11 protein-coding genes are annotated in these 15,703 nt (G+C 75.2%); 5 read left to right on the top strand and 6 right to left on the bottom strand.

Features of this window, described 5'->3' with window-relative positions; all coding sequences use genetic code 11:
* Positions 1-26: 26 nt before the first annotated feature.
* From ACH45N_RS17240 to ACH45N_RS17220, 5 genes are all read left to right on the top strand, one after another.
* Positions 27-1,001 (top strand): NAD-dependent epimerase/dehydratase family protein, encoded by a 975-nt coding sequence (locus ACH45N_RS17240; RefSeq protein WP_397396008.1) that lies wholly within the window; start codon positions 27-29, stop codon positions 999-1,001.
* 65 nt (positions 1,002-1,066) lie between these two features.
* On the top strand, positions 1,067-5,323 hold the full coding sequence (locus tag ACH45N_RS17235) for a glycosyl hydrolase family 28-related protein (RefSeq protein WP_397396006.1): 4,257 nt from the start codon (positions 1,067-1,069) through the stop codon (positions 5,321-5,323).
* Positions 5,324-5,416: 93 nt separating this feature from the next.
* Entirely contained in the window at positions 5,417-6,478 is a 1,062-nt protein-coding gene (locus tag ACH45N_RS17230) for an aldose 1-epimerase family protein (RefSeq protein ID WP_397396004.1), read from the top strand.
* Positions 6,479-6,539: 61 nt separating this feature from the next.
* Positions 6,540-7,808: a glycoside hydrolase family 71/99-like protein gene (locus ACH45N_RS17225; RefSeq protein ID WP_397396002.1), complete on the top strand. Its 1,269-nt coding sequence runs from the start codon at positions 6,540-6,542 to the stop codon at positions 7,806-7,808.
* Positions 7,809-7,927: 119 nt separating this feature from the next.
* Positions 7,928-8,917, top strand: a complete 990-nt coding sequence (locus ACH45N_RS17220; RefSeq protein WP_397396000.1) for an MsnO8 family LLM class oxidoreductase — start codon at positions 7,928-7,930, stop codon at positions 8,915-8,917.
* A gap of 57 nt (positions 8,918-8,974) precedes the next feature.
* Here the strand turns inward: ACH45N_RS17220 and ACH45N_RS17215 are convergent, their stop codons facing one another.
* From ACH45N_RS17215 to ACH45N_RS17190, 6 genes are all read right to left on the bottom strand, one after another.
* Entirely contained in the window at positions 8,975-10,324 is a 1,350-nt protein-coding gene (locus tag ACH45N_RS17215; protein ID WP_397395998.1) for an ABC transporter substrate-binding protein, read from the bottom strand.
* 163 nt (positions 10,325-10,487) lie between these two features.
* Positions 10,488-11,567 carry an LLM class flavin-dependent oxidoreductase gene (locus ACH45N_RS17210; RefSeq protein ID WP_397395996.1) on the bottom strand — a complete coding sequence of 360 codons (1,080 nt, stop codon included), beginning with the start codon at positions 11,565-11,567 and terminating at the stop codon, positions 10,488-10,490.
* A gap of 1 nt (position 11,568) precedes the next feature.
* The gene (locus ACH45N_RS17205) at positions 11,569-12,945 is read right to left on the bottom strand and encodes an LLM class flavin-dependent oxidoreductase (RefSeq protein WP_397395994.1); all 1,377 of its coding nucleotides are present in this window, start codon (positions 12,943-12,945) and stop codon (positions 11,569-11,571) included.
* Complete coding sequence (locus tag ACH45N_RS17200) at positions 12,942-13,721, bottom strand: ABC transporter ATP-binding protein (protein ID WP_397395992.1); 780 nt, start codon at positions 13,719-13,721, stop codon at positions 12,942-12,944. Before ACH45N_RS17200 ends, ACH45N_RS17205 begins: the two co-directional genes overlap by 4 nt.
* Positions 13,697-14,554: an ABC transporter permease gene (locus tag ACH45N_RS17195; protein WP_397395990.1), complete on the bottom strand. Its 858-nt coding sequence runs from the start codon at positions 14,552-14,554 to the stop codon at positions 13,697-13,699. Before ACH45N_RS17195 ends, ACH45N_RS17200 begins: the two co-directional genes overlap by 25 nt.
* Positions 14,551-15,654 (bottom strand): ABC transporter substrate-binding protein, encoded by a 1,104-nt coding sequence (locus ACH45N_RS17190; protein ID WP_397395988.1) that lies wholly within the window; start codon positions 15,652-15,654, stop codon positions 14,551-14,553. The genes ACH45N_RS17195 and ACH45N_RS17190 overlap by 4 nt, the downstream gene beginning before the upstream one ends.
* Positions 15,655-15,703 lie beyond the last annotated feature (49 nt).

Below are 15,703 nucleotides of genomic sequence, written 5' to 3'. Positions count from 1 at the left end.
CACGACAGATCGGAACCCACCACCCCATGAACCACACCCTGCCCCTGCCCCCGACCGGTCGCGCCGGTGCGCTCCGCCCCGGCGACGCCGTGCTCGTGACCGGCGCGGCCGGCGGCATCGGCCGGGTCGTCGTCCCGGCGCTCGCGGCGGCCGGCTACCGCGTCGTCGCGACCGACCGCATCCCGTTCGACGCGCCGTCCGCGCAGGCCGTGCTGGTGGGGGACACGCGGGACCCGGAGTTCGTGGGGACGGCGTTGCGGGCGGGTTCGGGGGCAGGCTCCGGGGGCGTGGCGGTCGACGGCGTGGTGCACCTCGCGGCGATCGCGTCGCCGGGGCAGGTGCCCGACGACCAGACGTTCACGCAGAACGCGCAGGGCACCTTCTGCGTGCTCGACGGCGCGGGCCGGGCGGGTGTGCGCGTCGCCGTGGCGGCGTCGTCCTTCTCGGCGTACGGCTACCCGTGGGCGGGGCGGCACCTGTCGCCCGCGTACGTGCCGGTCGACGAGGCGCAGGAGCCGGTCGCGATGGACGCCTACGCGCTGTCCAAGCTGGCGTCCGAGCAGGTCGGCGCATACGCCGCGCGCCGGTACGGCCTGCCGACCACCCTGCTGCGCATCCCGTTCGTCGGCACGGGGGACCGGCTGCGGGAGATGGTCGAGCTCGCCCGCCGCGACCCGGGGGCGATGCGGCAGGAGCTGTGGACCTGGCTCGACACGCGGGACGCCGCGGGCGTGGTGCGCGCCGTGCTGGAGTCCGGCGTGGACGGCTACCACGTGGTCAACGTCGCGGCGCCGGACACGACCAGCGAGGTGCCGACCGCGGAGCTGCTCGCCCGCTTCCACCCGGAGACCCGCGTCGCGCGCCCCCTGGAGGGCACCGCGACCGTCATCGACACGACGGCCGTCCGCGAGCTCTTCGGCTTTGTGCCCGTGCACTCGTGGCGCACGGGCGACGCGCTCGACCCCGGCGTCACGGCGGCCGCCGAGGGCCTGGCTGTCTGACGGCCGCCCCCAGACCCGCACGACCCGCACGACCATTCATGTCAGTCCGAACAAAGGTGTTGAGGATGAACAGGTACGCAGGAAGAGCCCGGGTGCTGGCCACGGCCGCGGCCGTGGCGCTGACGACGGCGGGGCTCGTGGCCCCGGCCGCCGCCGCCCCCGCCGCCGGGCCCCTGGTCGACGTCGACCGGTACCCGGCGGGGGTCGGCGCCGACCTGTCGGCCACCCCGCTGACCCACGGGATCGCCGTCGCCACGGCGCCCACCGCGGGCGGCCACGAGACGGGCGAGCACGCCGGGCGCGCCTACTGGCGCATCGACGGGGCAGCGGGCGCGGACCGCCTCGCGCTGGACCTCGCCGACGAGTACGTGGGCCGGCTCGACGGCACGCCGGGTTACCTCGTCGTGGACCACCGGGCCGGCGAGGCCGTGGTCGCCACGGCCGGCGGCACCGAGACGCCGTCCGGCACCCCGGAGGCGGACGCCGACGGCGACGGCTGGACCACCACCGTCGTGGTGCTGCCCGCCGGCACCCTGTCGGCGGGCGGGACGGGCGCGGCAGGCGCCGAGGTCGAGCTCGCGGGCGCCGACGGCGAGCTGACCGTCGCGGCCGTGCGCGTCGTGGCGCAGGGCACGAGCGTGGACCTCGGGCCGGCGGTGGCCGAGCGCGGCATCACCGTCCGGGCGGGGGACGACACCGCCGGCCTCGTGACCGGCACCGCCGACGGCCGCGGGTACTGGCAGACCGGCCGCGCCCGGGGCACGAACTTCGTCTACGCCAACGTCTCGGACGCGTACGCGCGCGACGTGCGCGACCGCGTGCTGGTCGACGCCACCGTGCAGCAGGGCGGCGGCTCGATGTTCCTCCAGTACGACTCGCCGGGGGACACGATCCCCGACATGTTCCGCCCGTCGGCCCGGATCGAGCTGGCCGACGACGGCACGTGGGCCTCGCGGTCGTGGCTCCTTCAGGACGCCCTGCTGACCAACCGCTCCAACGGGTCGGACTTCCGGCTCTCGGTCGAGGGCTCCAGCCAGGACGTGCGGATCGACTCGCTCGCGGTGACGGTCGTGCCGCGCACGGTGGACCCCGCCGTCGGGCTGCGCCAGCTCGTGGAGCAGGCGGACGTGGCCCACTTCGCCGCGCGCGAGGGCGGGCGCGACGGGCAGTTCCCCGCCGGGTCGCGGGCCGGGCTGCGCGCCGCGATCGACGCCGCGCAGGCCGTGCTGGACGACACCGCCGCGTCCGGACCCGAGATCGACGCCGCGACGGACGCGCTGCAGGACGCCCTGGAGGCGTTCCTCGCCGCCGAGCGCACCACGGACCTCGCCCGCGGCGCCGCCGCGACCGCGAGCTCCACGAGCGCCGGCACGCCCGGCGCGGTGACCGACGGCACCGGTTCCGCGTGGGTGTCCGGGCGGGACGAGGCCACGGCCTGGGTCCAGGTCGACCTGGGCGGGCCGACCACGCTGGACGAGGTCACCGTGGACTGGACCGCGGACTACGCGCACGTCTACCGCGTCCAGGTCTCCGACGACGGCAGCGCGTTCCGCACCGTCGCGACCGCCGGGTCGCTGGGCGCCAACCCGCTCCGCACCCGCTTCGCGGAGACGACGGTGCGCTACGTGCGCCTCGCCCTGGACGAGCTCGCCACGCAGCGCGGCGCCTACGGGCTGACCGCACTGGAGGTCCGCGACGTGCGCCCGGTGCGCCTGGAGCCGCGGGCCGTGTCCACGGTGTTCCCCGCGGACGACGTCGTGGTGGCCGACCTCGACGCCACCGAGCTCGGCGCCGACCCCACGGGCGCCGAGGACTCCACGGCAGCGATCCAGGAGGCCCTGGCGACCTGCCGGGACGCCGGGGGCGGCACCGTGTGGCTGCCCGCCGGCACGTACCGGGTGAGCGACACCCTGGAGGTGTACGCCTACTGCACGCTGCGCGGCGACCACCGCGACCTGGACGAGCAGCCGGTCGGGACCCCGGGAGCGCCTGCCGGGCTCGGCACCGTGCTGGAGGCGCACCTGCCCTCGGGCGACGACGGCCCGCCGCTGCTGCGCGTGGGCGGTTCGGCCGGCGTCGTCGGCCTGACGACGTACTACCCGGACCAGGACGCCGCCGACCCCGTGCCCTACGGGTGGACCGTCGAGGTGCCCGGGCTCGCCTGGCTCGGCAACGAGAACTACATGCTGGGCACCGTGCAGGACCTGACGTTCCTCAACTCCTACCGCGGCATCGGCATCTCGACCATGCGCAACGACCGCGGCGAGGGGCCGGGCGCCCAGGGGCACGAGCTCGCGAACGTGCGCAACGTGTCCGGGACGGTGCTGTACGAGGGCGCCGCCGGGTACAACGGGGCCGACGTCGGGGTCTGGGAGGACGTGCGCCTCGACAACGGCTACTGGGCCTCGGCGGGCGCGGCCTACGGCGCGCCCGACCGGGCGGTGCTCGACGCGTGGACCCGCGCCCACGGGACGGGCTTCGTGCTTGCCGACCTCGAGTGGGACCAGTTCGTGGGCCTGCACGCCGCCGACTACGGGGTCGGCATCAAGCTCGTCAAGGGGCCGCGCGCCTCGTTCACCGGCGTGTTCGTGGACGCCGAGATCGTCGACACGGACATCGCCGTGCTGGCGGAGAACTCCGACCAGCGCTGGGGGTCCGCCTTCGCCTCCAGCACCCTGGAGGGCTCCGTGGCGGCCGTGCGCAACACCTCGGCGGGCTACGTGAAGCTGACGGACACCGCGGTCAGCGGCGCGCTCGAAGGGACGGTGCACACGCTCGACGGCCCGGCCGAGGTGCCGCAGCCCGGACCGGCCCGCCCGGCCCCGCGGCCCGCCGACCGGCTCTGGGACGTCACGGCCGCGCCGTACGACGTGCCGCGCACCCCGAAGCAGTTCTCCGACGTCGACGCGACCGCCGGCATCCAGGCCGCGCTCGACGACGCCGGGCAGGCCGGCGGCGGCGTCGTGTACCTGCCGGCCGGCTGGTACACCGTGCGCGGGCACCTCACCGTCCCGGCCGGCGTCGAGCTGCGCGGCTCGTCCGCCGTGCCGAACCGCACCTCGCTCGTGGAGTCCTCGGGCACCGTGCTGGTCGCGTACGAGGGCCGCCAGGAGGGCACCGACGACGACTCGGTCGCCGCGGCCGCCGCCGCACCCGCCGTCGTCACCCTCGCCGGCCGGGACGCGGGCGTGCGGGGCCTGCGGGTGCTGCACCCGGAGAACAACCCGGCGTCCCCCGACGGCGCCGTGCCCTACCCGTTCGCCGTGCGCGGCGACGCCCCGGGCGTCTACGTCGAGAACGTGGGCCTCGACAACGCGTGGAACGCCGTCGACCTCACCGATAACGCCGACGGGTTCCTGGTGCGGCGGGTGCTCGGCATCTTCCTCGACCAGGGCGTCCGCGTGGGCGCGGCGTCCGACGGTGTCGTGGACGGCGTGCTGTCCAACGGCAACGTCGTCACCCGCAACGCCTACGGGCTGCCCGGCGCGGTCGAGGAGGCCAACCTCTTCGCCCAGGTCATCGACGGGATCAGCCGCGAGCGCGAGGTGCTCGTGCACGCCGTCGGCGCGCAGGACCTCCAGGTCCGCAACACGTTCGCCTACGGCTCGCGCGACGGGATCGTGGCGAGCGACGGCGCGACCGTGACGGCCTTCAACCTCGGGACCGACAACCTCGGCCCCGGCGGGCACACGGTCGACGCGGACGCGTCCAGCGCCGTCACGGTCGTCAACCTCATGCGCTACAACGGCACGACCAGCCGCGGCGACGTCACGATCGTCAACCCCATGGCGATCAACATGGCCACCTCGGCCCTCGCCGTGACCACGGACGGCGACGGCACCGCCCGCGTCGAGGGCAACGAGGCCGAACCCGGCCGGTACGAGACCGGCGCCCCGGTCACCGCCGTCGCCGACCCCGCGCCCGGTTCCCGGTTCGCCGGCTGGCGGGACGCCGACGGCGGCACCGTCTCGTCCGCGAGCCGGTACCCGTTCGCGCTCACGGCCGACACCCGGCTCGTGGCGACGTTCGAGCCCGCACCCGAGACCTGGGTCGAGGCCCGGGCCACGACCCGGTGCACGGGCCCCAAAGCCCAGGTCGTGGTGCGGCTGCGCAACACGGGGCCGGAGGCGCTCACGATCCGGCTGGTGTCGCCGTTCGGGCAGCGTCAGGTCTCCGGCCTCGCACCCGGGGCGGACGCCCGCCTGACCCTGCCGACGCGCGCCCGGTCGGTCGCGGCCGGCGAGGTCGCGATGACGGTGACGGACGGCGCCGGCGCGGCCGGCGTCGTCGCGCTGCCGTACGACGCGGCGGCCTGCGGCTGACGCCGGGGCGGGGCAGGGCGCGCGGGGGAGACCCTGCGTGAGGCGGGTCCGAAGGGCGGGCCCGCCCTACGGAGCGAGAGAGAGGAGTGGAGCGTGTCAGCACCGCGGGAGGAGCCCGGGCCTGTGCGTCTCGCAGGACTGACGCGGGACGAGGTCACCCGTCGCGTGGGGTCGCTGGCGCAGGTGGCCCGGGTCGAGCAGGTCGTCGAGGCGGACGGCCCGGCCCGGGGCGCCCGCCGCCTGCGGCTCGTGACCGGCGGCGGGCTGGAGCTCGACGTCCTGCCCGACCGGGCGCTCGACCTCGGCGCCCTGACGGTGCACGGGGTGCAGCTCGCGTGGCTCGCACCCGCCGGGTTCGCCGCCCCCGGCCTCTACCGCGCGGACGACTTCGGCACGTCGTTCGGCGGCGGGCTGCTCGTCACGTGCGGCCTCGACCACATGGGCTCGCCGGTGGTCGACGGCGGTCGGCGGTTCCCGCAGCACGGCCGCCTCACCTCGCTGCCGGCGAGCCTGGAGCGGGCCGCCGTCGTGGGCGACGAGCTGGTCGTGGAGGGTGTCGTGCGCCAGGCCGCCCTGCACGAGGAGCACCTCGTGCTCCGCCGCCGGATCCGGGCCGGCCTGGGCGCGACGTGGGTGACGGTCGAGGACACCGTGACCAACGAGGGGTGGCGCCCGGAGCCGCACCTGGTGCTCTACCACGCCAACCTGGGCTGGCCGCTGGTGTCCGAGGCCGCCGGGCTCGACGTCTCCGCGGAGCGGGTCGAGCCCGACGGCCCGGACGCGGTGGGCGACCCGTGGCACGAGGTCACCGCACCCGAGCCGGGCTACCGCCAGCGCGTGCACCGGCACGACCTGGCGCCCGGCACGGGGCGGGCCGTGGTGTCCAACCCGGTGCTCGGCCTGCGGCTGACCCTGACGTTCCCGACCGCCACGCTGCCCGTGCTCTACCAGTGGAAGATGTTCGCCCCCGGACAGAACGTCCTCGGGCTCGAACCGGCCAACGCCCCCGCGATCCAGGGCCGCGCGGCCGCGCGCGAGGCGGGCACCCTGCCCGTGCTCGCGCCCGGGGAGTCCGTCTCGTACTCCCTGCGCTTCGCCGTCGACCGGATCCCGCACGAAGGGAGGTCACCCGCCGCTCCGCCGCACCGCACGTGATCGACGTACCCGGGGCACGACGACGACGTCGTGCCCCGTCACCTCGACGAACGGACATCACATGACCCTCTCCCGACGTTCCTTCCTCACCCTCTCCGCGGCGGTCGCGACGGCGGCCGCCGCCCCCGGCGCCGCGTCGTCGGCCGTGGCGACGCCCGCCGCGGCCGCCGCGCCGTCCGCCGCCGTGAGCCCGCCCGGCGACGTCGTCGGCAAGATCACCGCCGGCTACCAGGGCTGGTTCGCCTGCCGGGGCGACGGCGCCCCCATCGACCTGTGGTGGCACTGGGCCCGGCAGGCCGACCAGCCGCCGTCGCCCGGCAACTCCGCGATCAAGTCATGGCCCGACGTGCGCGAGTACTCCGCCACGTACGCCACGGGGTTCCCCGCGCTGAACGACGGCCGCGCCGCGCGGCTCTTCTCCTCCTACGACCAGCAGACCGTCGACGTCCACCTGCGCTGGATGGCCGAGAACGGGATCCACACGGCGGCGCTGCAGCGGTTCAACCCGTTCGGGGCGGAAGGGCCGACGCGCGACGCCGTCGCCGGGCGGGTCCGGTCGGCCGCGGAACGGACCGGCGTGAAGTACTACGTCATGTACGACGTGAGCGACTGGTCGCAGATGCGCACGCAGATCACGCAGGACTGGGCGGGCAAGATGTCGGCCCACACCACGTCGTCCGCCTACGCGCGGCAGAACGGCAAGCCGGTCGTGGGCATCTGGGGCTTCGGGTTCGACGACCCCCAGCGGCCGTTCACGCCGCAGGAGTGCCAGGAGGTGGTCGACTGGTTCCAGGCGCAGGGCTGCTACGTCATGGGCGGGGTGCCCACCTGGTGGCGCACCGAGGGCGACGACTCGCGGGACGGCTTCGCGAACGTCTACCGGTCCTTCGACATGATCTCGCCCTGGCTCGTCGGGCGGATCGGCAACGTCGGCGGTGCCGACGACTTCTACACGCGTGCGACCGTCCCCGACCTGGCGGAGTGCACCCGCCTGGGCATCGACTACCAGCCCTGCGTGCTGCCGGGCGACCTGCAGGAGCGGCAGCGCGCGCACGGCGACTTCATGTGGCGGCAGTTCTGGAACCACGCACGCGCGGGCGTGGCCAGCGCGTACATCTCGATGTTCGACGAGTACAACGAGGGCAACCAGATCGCCAAGACCGCGGCGACGGCGGGCGACGTCCCTGCGGGCTCGGGCATCTGGGCGCTCGACGAGGACGGCACGGCCTGTTCCTCGGACTACTACCTGCGCCTGACGAACGACGGGGGCCGCATGCTGCGGGGCGAGCTGCCGGTGACGGCGACGCGGCCCACGCGCCCGCAGCCGTAGCCAGGGCCGGGGTTGCCGCCGCCGCACCCTCGGCGGCGGCGGCCCCGCCTCGACGGCGGCGCATCGCGTCGCGGTGAGGCGCCGGGAAGTGCGCAGGTCCCGCCGCGGTTGGGGCTGGTGTGAGGCTCTCCCTCCTGGACCGTTCCCGTACCCGAGCCGGATACTCCGACGCCGACGCGGTGGGCCACACCGTCGAGCGCGCGGTGGCGGCCGAGCGGCTGGGGTACCACCGCTTCTGGGTCGCCGAGCACCACGCCGTGCCGGGGATCGCCTCGGCGTCGCCGCCGGTGCTGCTCGGCGCCCTCGGTGCCCGCACCAGCACGATCAGGATCGGCTCGGGCGGGGTGATGGTGCCGCACCACCAGCCGCTGGTCGTGGCCGAGCAGTTCCTGCTGCTCGACGCTCTCTACCCGGACCGGGTGGACCTCGGTGTCGGACGCACCCTCGGCTTCACGGCCCCGGTGCGCGCGGCGCTCCGGCACGGGTCCGACGCCCCGGACACGTTCCCGGCGGACATCGCGGAGCTGCGCGACCATCTCGACGGGACGGCGGCGGTCACCGCCCGGCCCGCCGCCGCACGCACCGTCCCGGTCTTCGTGCTGGCCACGGGGCGGGGCCTCGCCGTCGCCGCCGGTCTGGGCCTGCCGGTGGTCATCGGCGGGCCGGTGCTGAGCAGCCCGTCGCTGCCGGACGCGCTCGCGGCGTACCGCACGGAGTTCCGCCCCTCGTCCCGCGCGCCGGAGCCGTCGGTGACGGTCGCGCTCGACGTCCTCGTGGCGGACACGGACGCCGAGGCGCGCGAGCTGGCCCTGCCGGAGGCGTGGGCGATGGCCCGGTCCCGGCAGACGGGCGAGTTCGGCCCGCTGGAGCCGGTCGAGACGATCCGTGCCCAGCCCTGGACCGGCCAGCTCCGCGACCGCGTCGAGGCGCACCTCGCGCAGGGCGCCGTCGGCTCTCCCGCCACGGTGCGCGCCCACGTGGAGCGGCTGGCGGAGGTCACGGGGACGCAGGAGATCATGGCGTTCAGCTCGACCTATGACCGGGACGCACAGGCGGCGTCGGACGTCGCGCTGCGCGACCTGGTGCTCGGTGCTCCTCGGGCTCGGTGAAGCGCCCGGTCGAGAAGCCGCCGCCCCGCTCGACGAGCGGGCGGCACCGTCGGGCGCTCACGGTCCGGAGACGGTGAAGCCCTGCTCGTTGCCGTACTTGACGATCGAGTCCTGCCAGGCGCCCAGGCCGTCCGCCAGCCGCGTCGAGCCGGTGTACGCCTGGCCCACGGTGTCGGGGAACACGCTGTTCGCGTAGACCTGGTACGGCAGGTACTGCCAGCCCGGGACGACGCCGGCGGCGGACGCCGAGAGCACCTCGTTGATCTTCTGCCCGCCGAAGTACTCCGGCTCCTTGCCCAGGAACTCGGGGCTCGTGAGGTCCGCCGTCGTGGCCGGGAAGTTCCCGTGGTCGAGCCGGACCTGCACGCCGTCGCCCGCGTTCGCGTACTGCAGGAAGCCGTAGGCCAGGGCCTTCTGGGTGCTGGCCTCGGTGACCGACAGCGCGGAGCCGCCGTTCTCGGCCGTCTCGCCGGCGCCCGGCGTCCACTGCGGCAGGGGCGCGACGCGCCAGTCGCCCGCGGCCGCGGGTGCGCCGGACTCCAGGTTCGCGGGCATCCAGGCGCCCGTGACCAGCGCCGCGATGGACCCGTCGCCGAGCCGCTGGAACCACTCGTCCGACCACTCCGGGACCTTGGCCACGAGGTCCTCGTCCAGGAGCTGCTGCCACATCCCGGCGAACCGGGCCGAGCCCTCGTCGGCGAGGTCGACGGTCACCGTGGTCCCGTCGACGGTGAACGGCGTCCCGCCCGCCTGCCAGACCATCGACGTCGCGAAGCCGGCGTTCCCGTCGTCCGCGATGAGGTGGGTGTCGCTGTCGTGCGCGTGGATCCTCCGCGCCGCCTCGACGAACTCGTCCCAGGTCGCCGGCACCTCGGCGCCGGCCGCCTCGAAGGTCTTCGCGTTGTAGAACAGCGCCATGGGGCCGGAGTCCATCGGCAGGCCGTACACGGCGTCACCGTCGGTCACCGCACCCCAGGTCCCGGGGGAGTACGTGCTGTCGAGCCCGCTCGCGCCCAGCGGCGCGAGGTCCGCGAGCGACCCCGCGATGGAGAACTGCGGGAGGGCGTAGTACTCGACCTGCGCGACGTCGGGCACGCCGGAGCCCGCGCTGATCGCGTTCTGCAGCACCACGTAGTGGTCGTTGCCGGTGCCGACGTTCGCCAGCTCCACGTCGACGTTCGGGTACTCGGCCTCGAAGCTCTCGACGACCTGGTCCAGCGTGGGCTCCCAGGCCCAGACCAGCAGGTGGCCGCCCTCCTGCAGCGCGGCGGAGACCGCGTCCGGGGACAGGTCCGCGGCCGTGCCGGTGGTGGGCGCGGTGCCGCACCCGGCCAGCACTGCCGCCGCGACCCCCGTCGCGGCGAGCAGCGCGCCGGTGCGGCGGGGGATGCCGGTGCCTCGTACCACAGGAGCTCCGTTTCGGGTCGGCGTCGACGCCTGCCAGGCAGGCACCCGTACGGTAGCGCCACCTCGGAGGATCCCGGGCGTGGCGCGCACGGAGGAACCGCGGTGTGCGCGGACGCAGCGGAAGGCAGGGCAGGTCTGGCGCCCAGGACTGATCCCTCCTCGTTCAACGGGCGCCGCGCAGCAGCGGCACCAGCTCCCTGCCCTGCCGCTCGATCTCCGGCAGGTACGGGGTGTCCGACAGCACGAAGTGGGTCACGCCGAGCCGTTCGTACCTCCGCAGCGCGGCGGCGACCTCCTGCGCCGTCCCGACCAGCCAGGTCGTCCCGGCGCCACCGCCGCCGGCGCGGCCGGGCGCCGTGTAGAGGATGTCGTCCAGCACGTCGCCCCGCTCCGCCAGGTCCAGCAGCCGGCGCTGTCCGACGGCGGACGCCCTGCCCCACGGGCGACCACCGGGCTGCTCGTGGTTCGCCTGCGCGGCCAGCCGGGCGACCTTCGCCTCGGCGTCGGCCCACGCCTCCTCGGTGGTGTCCCGGACGAGCGTCGTGATGCGGAGCCCGAACTCCAGGGGAGCGTGCTCGCGCCCGAGCTCGGCCTCCAGGGCGCGCAGGCGGGCGATCCGCTCCGCGATGCCGTCCAGCGGCTCGCCCCAGAAGAGCTGCACGTCCGCCTCCGTCGCGGCGACCCGTTCGGCCGCCGCGGACGCGCCGCCGAAGTAGAGGCGCGGGTGCGGGCGGCCGGGCCGGGCCACCGGGCGCTGGTCGAGCGTGGAGCCGGTGACCTGGAAGTGCTCGCCGGCATAGGTGACCGACTCCTGCGTCCAGAGCCGCCGCACGATCTGCAGGAACTCCCGGGTGCGCGCGTACCGGTGCGCCTGGTCGCCCTCGGCGTCGCCGTACGCGGCCAGGTGGTCCTGGCCCGAGACGATGTTGATCCGCACGCGGCCGCCCGTCAGGTGGTCCAGCGTGGCCGCTGCCGAGGCCAGGTGCGCCGGGCGCCAGTACCCCGGGCGGACGGCGATCAGCGGCTCGAAGGTCGTGGTCCGCGCGGCCAGCGCGGTGGCGACGGTGAACGTGTCCGGGCGGCCCCAGCTCGTGCCCAGCAGGGCGCCGTCCCAGCCGTGCTTCTCGAGCTGCGTGGCGTGCTCGGTCAGCGTGTCGAGGCTGTTGTGCCCGTGGGTCGCGTCGTCCCCGCGGTGGCCGGGGTGGGTCTGGTTGGGGATGTACCAGAGGAGGTCGTCGGCCATGTCAGGCTCCCGTCGTGGTGGTCAGCGCGGCCGGGTGCAGGTCCGTCGTGTACCGGTTGGCCGGCCGGTCCAGCCCGTAGTGCTCGCGCAGCGTGGTGCCCTCGTACTCGCTGCGGAAGAGCCCGCGCTCGCGCAGGATCGGCAGCACGTGGGCGGTGAACTGCTCCAGCCCGGACGGCAGCGCGGCGGGCATGATGTTGAACCCGTCGGCGGCCCCGGCGTCGTACCACTCCTGCAGCGCGTCGGCGACCTGCTCCGGGGTGCCCGCGAAGGTGCGGTGCCCGCGTCCGCCGCCGAGCCGGCCGATGAGCTGCCGTACCGTCAGCCGCTCGCGGCGGGCGAGCTGCACGATCAGCGTGTAGCGGCTCTTGGCGCCCTCGATCTCGTCCTCGTCGGGCAGGCCGGCGGGCAGCTCGCGGTCCAGCGGCAGGTCGTCGGGCGCGAGCCGCAGGGTGCGCGCGAGCTGGCGCTGCGCGAACTCGGGCCGGATGAGCTCGTCCAGCTCCCGCTCCTTGGCGCGGGCCTCGGTCTCGGTCGCGCCGATCACGGGCACGATGCCGGGCAGGACGCGGACCCGGTCGGCGTCCCGGCCCGCCGCGGCCGCACGCGCCTTGAGGTCCCGGTAGAACGCCTGGGCGTCGCCGAGCGTCTGGTGGGCGGTGAAGACGGCCTCCGCGTGCCGCGCCGCCAGGTCCCTGCCGTCCTGCGACGACCCGGCCTGCACGATGAGCGGCCGGCCCTGCGGCGACCGCGGCACGTTGAGCGCGCCCGCCACCGAGAAGTACCGGCCGGCGTGCTCCGGCGGGTGGATCTTGGCGGCGTCGGCCCAGAGGCCCGCGGCCTTGTCGGCCACGATCGCGTCGTCCTCCCACGAGTCCCAGAGCTTGTAGGCGACCTCCAGGAACTCGGCGGCCCGCGCGTAGCGCTCGGCGTGCGCGGGCTGGTCGTCCAGGCCGAAGTTCCGCGCGATCGCCGGGCCTGCCGTCGTCACCACGTTCCAGCCGGCGCGGCCCGCGGAGACGTGGTCGATCGAGGCGAACCGTCGCGCGAGGTTGTACGGCGAGTTGTAGGTGGTCGACGCCGTCGCGATGAGCCCGATCCGCTCGGTCGCCGCCGCGAGCGCGGTGAGGACGATGAGCGGGTCGAGCGTGCCGGCCGGGCGCCGTCCGACGTCGCCCTGCAGGCCCGGCCCGTCCGCGAAGAAGATCGAGTCGAGCCGACCCTCCTCGGCGATCCGCGCGAGGCGGCGCAGGTGGGCGATGTCGTGGCCGGTGGCGTCGGGGTCGCTCTCCGGCAGGCGCCAGGACGCCTCGTGGTGCCCGCTGCTCATGAGGAAGGCGTTGAGGTTGAGTCGTCCGGGGCGGTGGTTCGCGGTCATCGGGTGTCCTCCCGGTCCAGGCCGAGCGCGTCGAGCAGCTCGGCGCGCAGCGTGCGGTGCGGTTCGTGGTCGACGGCGCCGGGTGTCCCCGCCGCCGGGGTCCGGCGCTCCAGGACGATGTGTCCCGCGTCGAGGACGACGACCCGGTCGGCCAGCACGATCGCCTCGTCGACGTCGTGCGTGACCATGAGGACCGTGGGCCGGTGCCGCCGCAGCAGGTCGCGCAGCAGGTCGTGCATGCGGAGCCGGGTCAGCGCGTCCAGCGCGCCGAACGGCTCGTCGGCGAGCAGGAGCTCCGGGCTGCGGGCCAGCGACCTGGCGAGCGACACGCGCTGCTGCTCACCGCCGGACAGCTCGTTCGGCCAGGCCCGCTCGCGCCCGGCGAGCCCCACCTCGGCCAGCGCGGCGCGGCCGGCCGCGCGGGCGTCGGCGGGCGGGCCCTCGTGGCCCAGCACGACGTTGTCCAGCACCCGCGCCCAGGGCAGCAGCCGGGAGTCCTGGAAGACGACGGAGACGTTGCAGGGCACCTGGACCTCACCTGATCCGCGCACGTCGTGGTCGAGCCCGGCGAGTGCCCGCAGCAGCGTGCTCTTGCCGGACCCGGACCGGCCGAGGATCGCGACGAACTCGCCCTCGGCGATCTCCAGGTCCAGCCCGTCGAGCACGCCGGCGGGCGTCCCGTAGGTCCGCACCAGTCCGCGCACGACGACGGCGGGGCGTCCCTCCTCGGCGGGCTGCCCGGCGGTCGTGGTCAGTCCTCCAGCGTGCGTCGCCATGTCAGCGCCCTCCTCTGCAGCAGGCGGACGGACCAGTCCGCGGTGTACCCCAGGACGCCGTAGACCACGAGGCCCACGACGATGACCTCGGTCTGTCCGTAGGTGCGCGCGAGCTCCATCATGTAGCCGATGCCGGCGGTGCCGTTGACCTGCTCGACCACGACGAGCGCGAGCAGCGAGCCCGTCACCGCGAACCGCAGGCCCAGCAGGAACCCGGGCAGCGCTCCGGGCAGGACCACGCGCGAGACGAACTGTCGGCGCCCGAGACGGAGGGTCTCGGCGAGCTCGACGTACCGCTTGTCGATCGACCGCAGCCCGTTGTGGGTGTGGAGGTAGATCGGGATGAACACGCCGAGCGCGATCGTGATGACCTTCATCTCCTCGCCGATCCCGAACCACAGGATGAGCAGCGGCAGGAGGGCCAGGTTCGGGACGGCGCGCTTGACCTGGATCGGCCCGTCGAGCAGCGCCTCACCGACGCGGCTCAGGCCCGAGAGCAGGGCGAGGACGACCCCCGCCAGCACTCCCCAGAGGAGGCCCTGGGCGGCCCGGGCCAGCGAGACGCCCAGGTTCTCCAGCAGGTTGCCGTCGACCGCGAGGTCGACGCCGGTGGTCACCACCGTCCACGGGGCCGAGAGCACCCGCGGGTCGACGAGCCCGGTGGCCGAGCCTGCGGCCCAGACCGCCAGGAGCAGCGCGATGCCCGCGCCCGCGGCCAGCGGCACCGGCTTGCGCAGGCCGAGGCGGCGGATCCCCGGGCGCACGTCGGCCTCGGGCGCGGTCGCCGTCCGCCCGGAGGCTGCGGCCGGGCGGGCCTGGACGACGGCGGTCACGACGTGCTCCACGCCTGCTCGGCGGCCTCGCCGGCGACGGGGCCGAACCGCTCGTCGAAGAGGTCGGCGGCGCGCAGCTCCGGCCGGTCGAGCTCCCCGGCGAGCAGGTCGATCGTGTCCTGGGTGCGCTCGATCCCGTCGGTGAGGTCCGCCGGGACCTCGGGCCGGGCAGCGGTGTCGATGAGGTACTGCGCGTCGTCCTCGGTCAGCCCCTGGTCCTCGACGTAGTACTTCTCCTTCCAGATCTCGGGGTGCTCGTAGATCCAGACCCGCGCCTGGGCCCAGGCGGTGACGTACTGGCGCAGCGCGGCCGCCTTGGCCGGGTCGCGCACCACGTCGGTGGGTCCGTAGAGGTGGCTCGGGTCGTCGCGCAGACCGTGGCGCAGCGACGTCGCGCCGTCCGCCGCGTACTTGTCGAGGTAGCGCAGCAGCGCGGTGCCGCCGACCGGGGCGACGTCGACCTCACCGGCGGCGAGCGCCGTGGGGTACACGTCGCCGGTGGACGGCAGCTCGACCAGCTCGACGTCGTCCTGGCTGAGCCCCGCCTCCCGCAGGGACTTCAGGACGAGCGCGCCCTGGGCCTGCCCGGGGCTGAACGCGATCCGCCTGCCGCGCAGGTCGGACAGGTCGTCGAGCTCGACCCCGGGCGCGCCGGCGAGCTCGTAGACGGGGTGGTCCGCCCAGTCCTCCCGGTACTGCGAGGCGTAGATCTGCACGTCGAGCCCGGTCCAGGCAGCGTGGATCGGCGGGATCTCGGCGACCGCGCCGATGTCGAGCACCCCCGCGTTGAACGCCTCGATGGTCTGCGGGCCGCCGGAGACGTTGGCCCACTCGATCTCGAAGTCGAAGTCCGCGTCGATCTCGTCGCCGGCCAGCTCGAAGGCCTTCTGCGTCGTGGGGTCGCCGATCGCGAGCGTGGTGCCGGCGGGCACCTCGGTGGGCAGCGCGGCGTCGGGGGCGAGGCTGCCCGCGGCGTCGTCGTCGGCCTGGGCGCCGACGGCGCAGCCGGAGGCGAGCAGCACGAGCGCGACGGCGACGGCGGCGGTGCGGTGGTTCGTCGGGCGGCGGATGGCCGCTCTGGCGGGTGTGCGGAGGGGCATGAGGGCGTCCGATCGTCGGGGCCGGGATCTCCTGACGACGGGGAGGTAT

Origin of the sequence: Promicromonospora sp. NPDC019610 (assembly GCF_044389365.1) — a bacterium.
Classification (GTDB): domain Bacteria; phylum Actinomycetota; class Actinomycetes; order Actinomycetales; family Cellulomonadaceae; genus Promicromonospora.
Note: the sequence above shows the minus strand (reverse complement) of the source record. Positions and strands in the feature narration are given on the sequence as shown.

Coding starts and splice junctions, on each gene's coding strand:
- ACH45N_RS17240 (WP_397396008.1), top strand. CDS start 27: ATGAACCACACCCTGCCCCTGCCCCCGACCGGTCGCGCCGGTGCGCTC.
- ACH45N_RS17235 (WP_397396006.1), top strand. CDS start 1,067: ATGAACAGGTACGCAGGAAGAGCCCGGGTGCTGGCCACGGCCGCGGCC.
- ACH45N_RS17225 (WP_397396002.1), top strand. CDS start 6,540: ATGACCCTCTCCCGACGTTCCTTCCTCACCCTCTCCGCGGCGGTCGCG.
- ACH45N_RS17210 (WP_397395996.1), bottom strand. CDS start 11,567: ATGGCCGACGACCTCCTCTGGTACATCCCCAACCAGACCCACCCCGGC.
- ACH45N_RS17205 (WP_397395994.1), bottom strand. CDS start 12,945: ATGACCGCGAACCACCGCCCCGGACGACTCAACCTCAACGCCTTCCTC.
- ACH45N_RS17200 (WP_397395992.1), bottom strand. CDS start 13,721: ATGGCGACGCACGCTGGAGGACTGACCACGACCGCCGGGCAGCCCGCC.
- ACH45N_RS17190 (WP_397395988.1), bottom strand. CDS start 15,654: ATGCCCCTCCGCACACCCGCCAGAGCGGCCATCCGCCGCCCGACGAAC.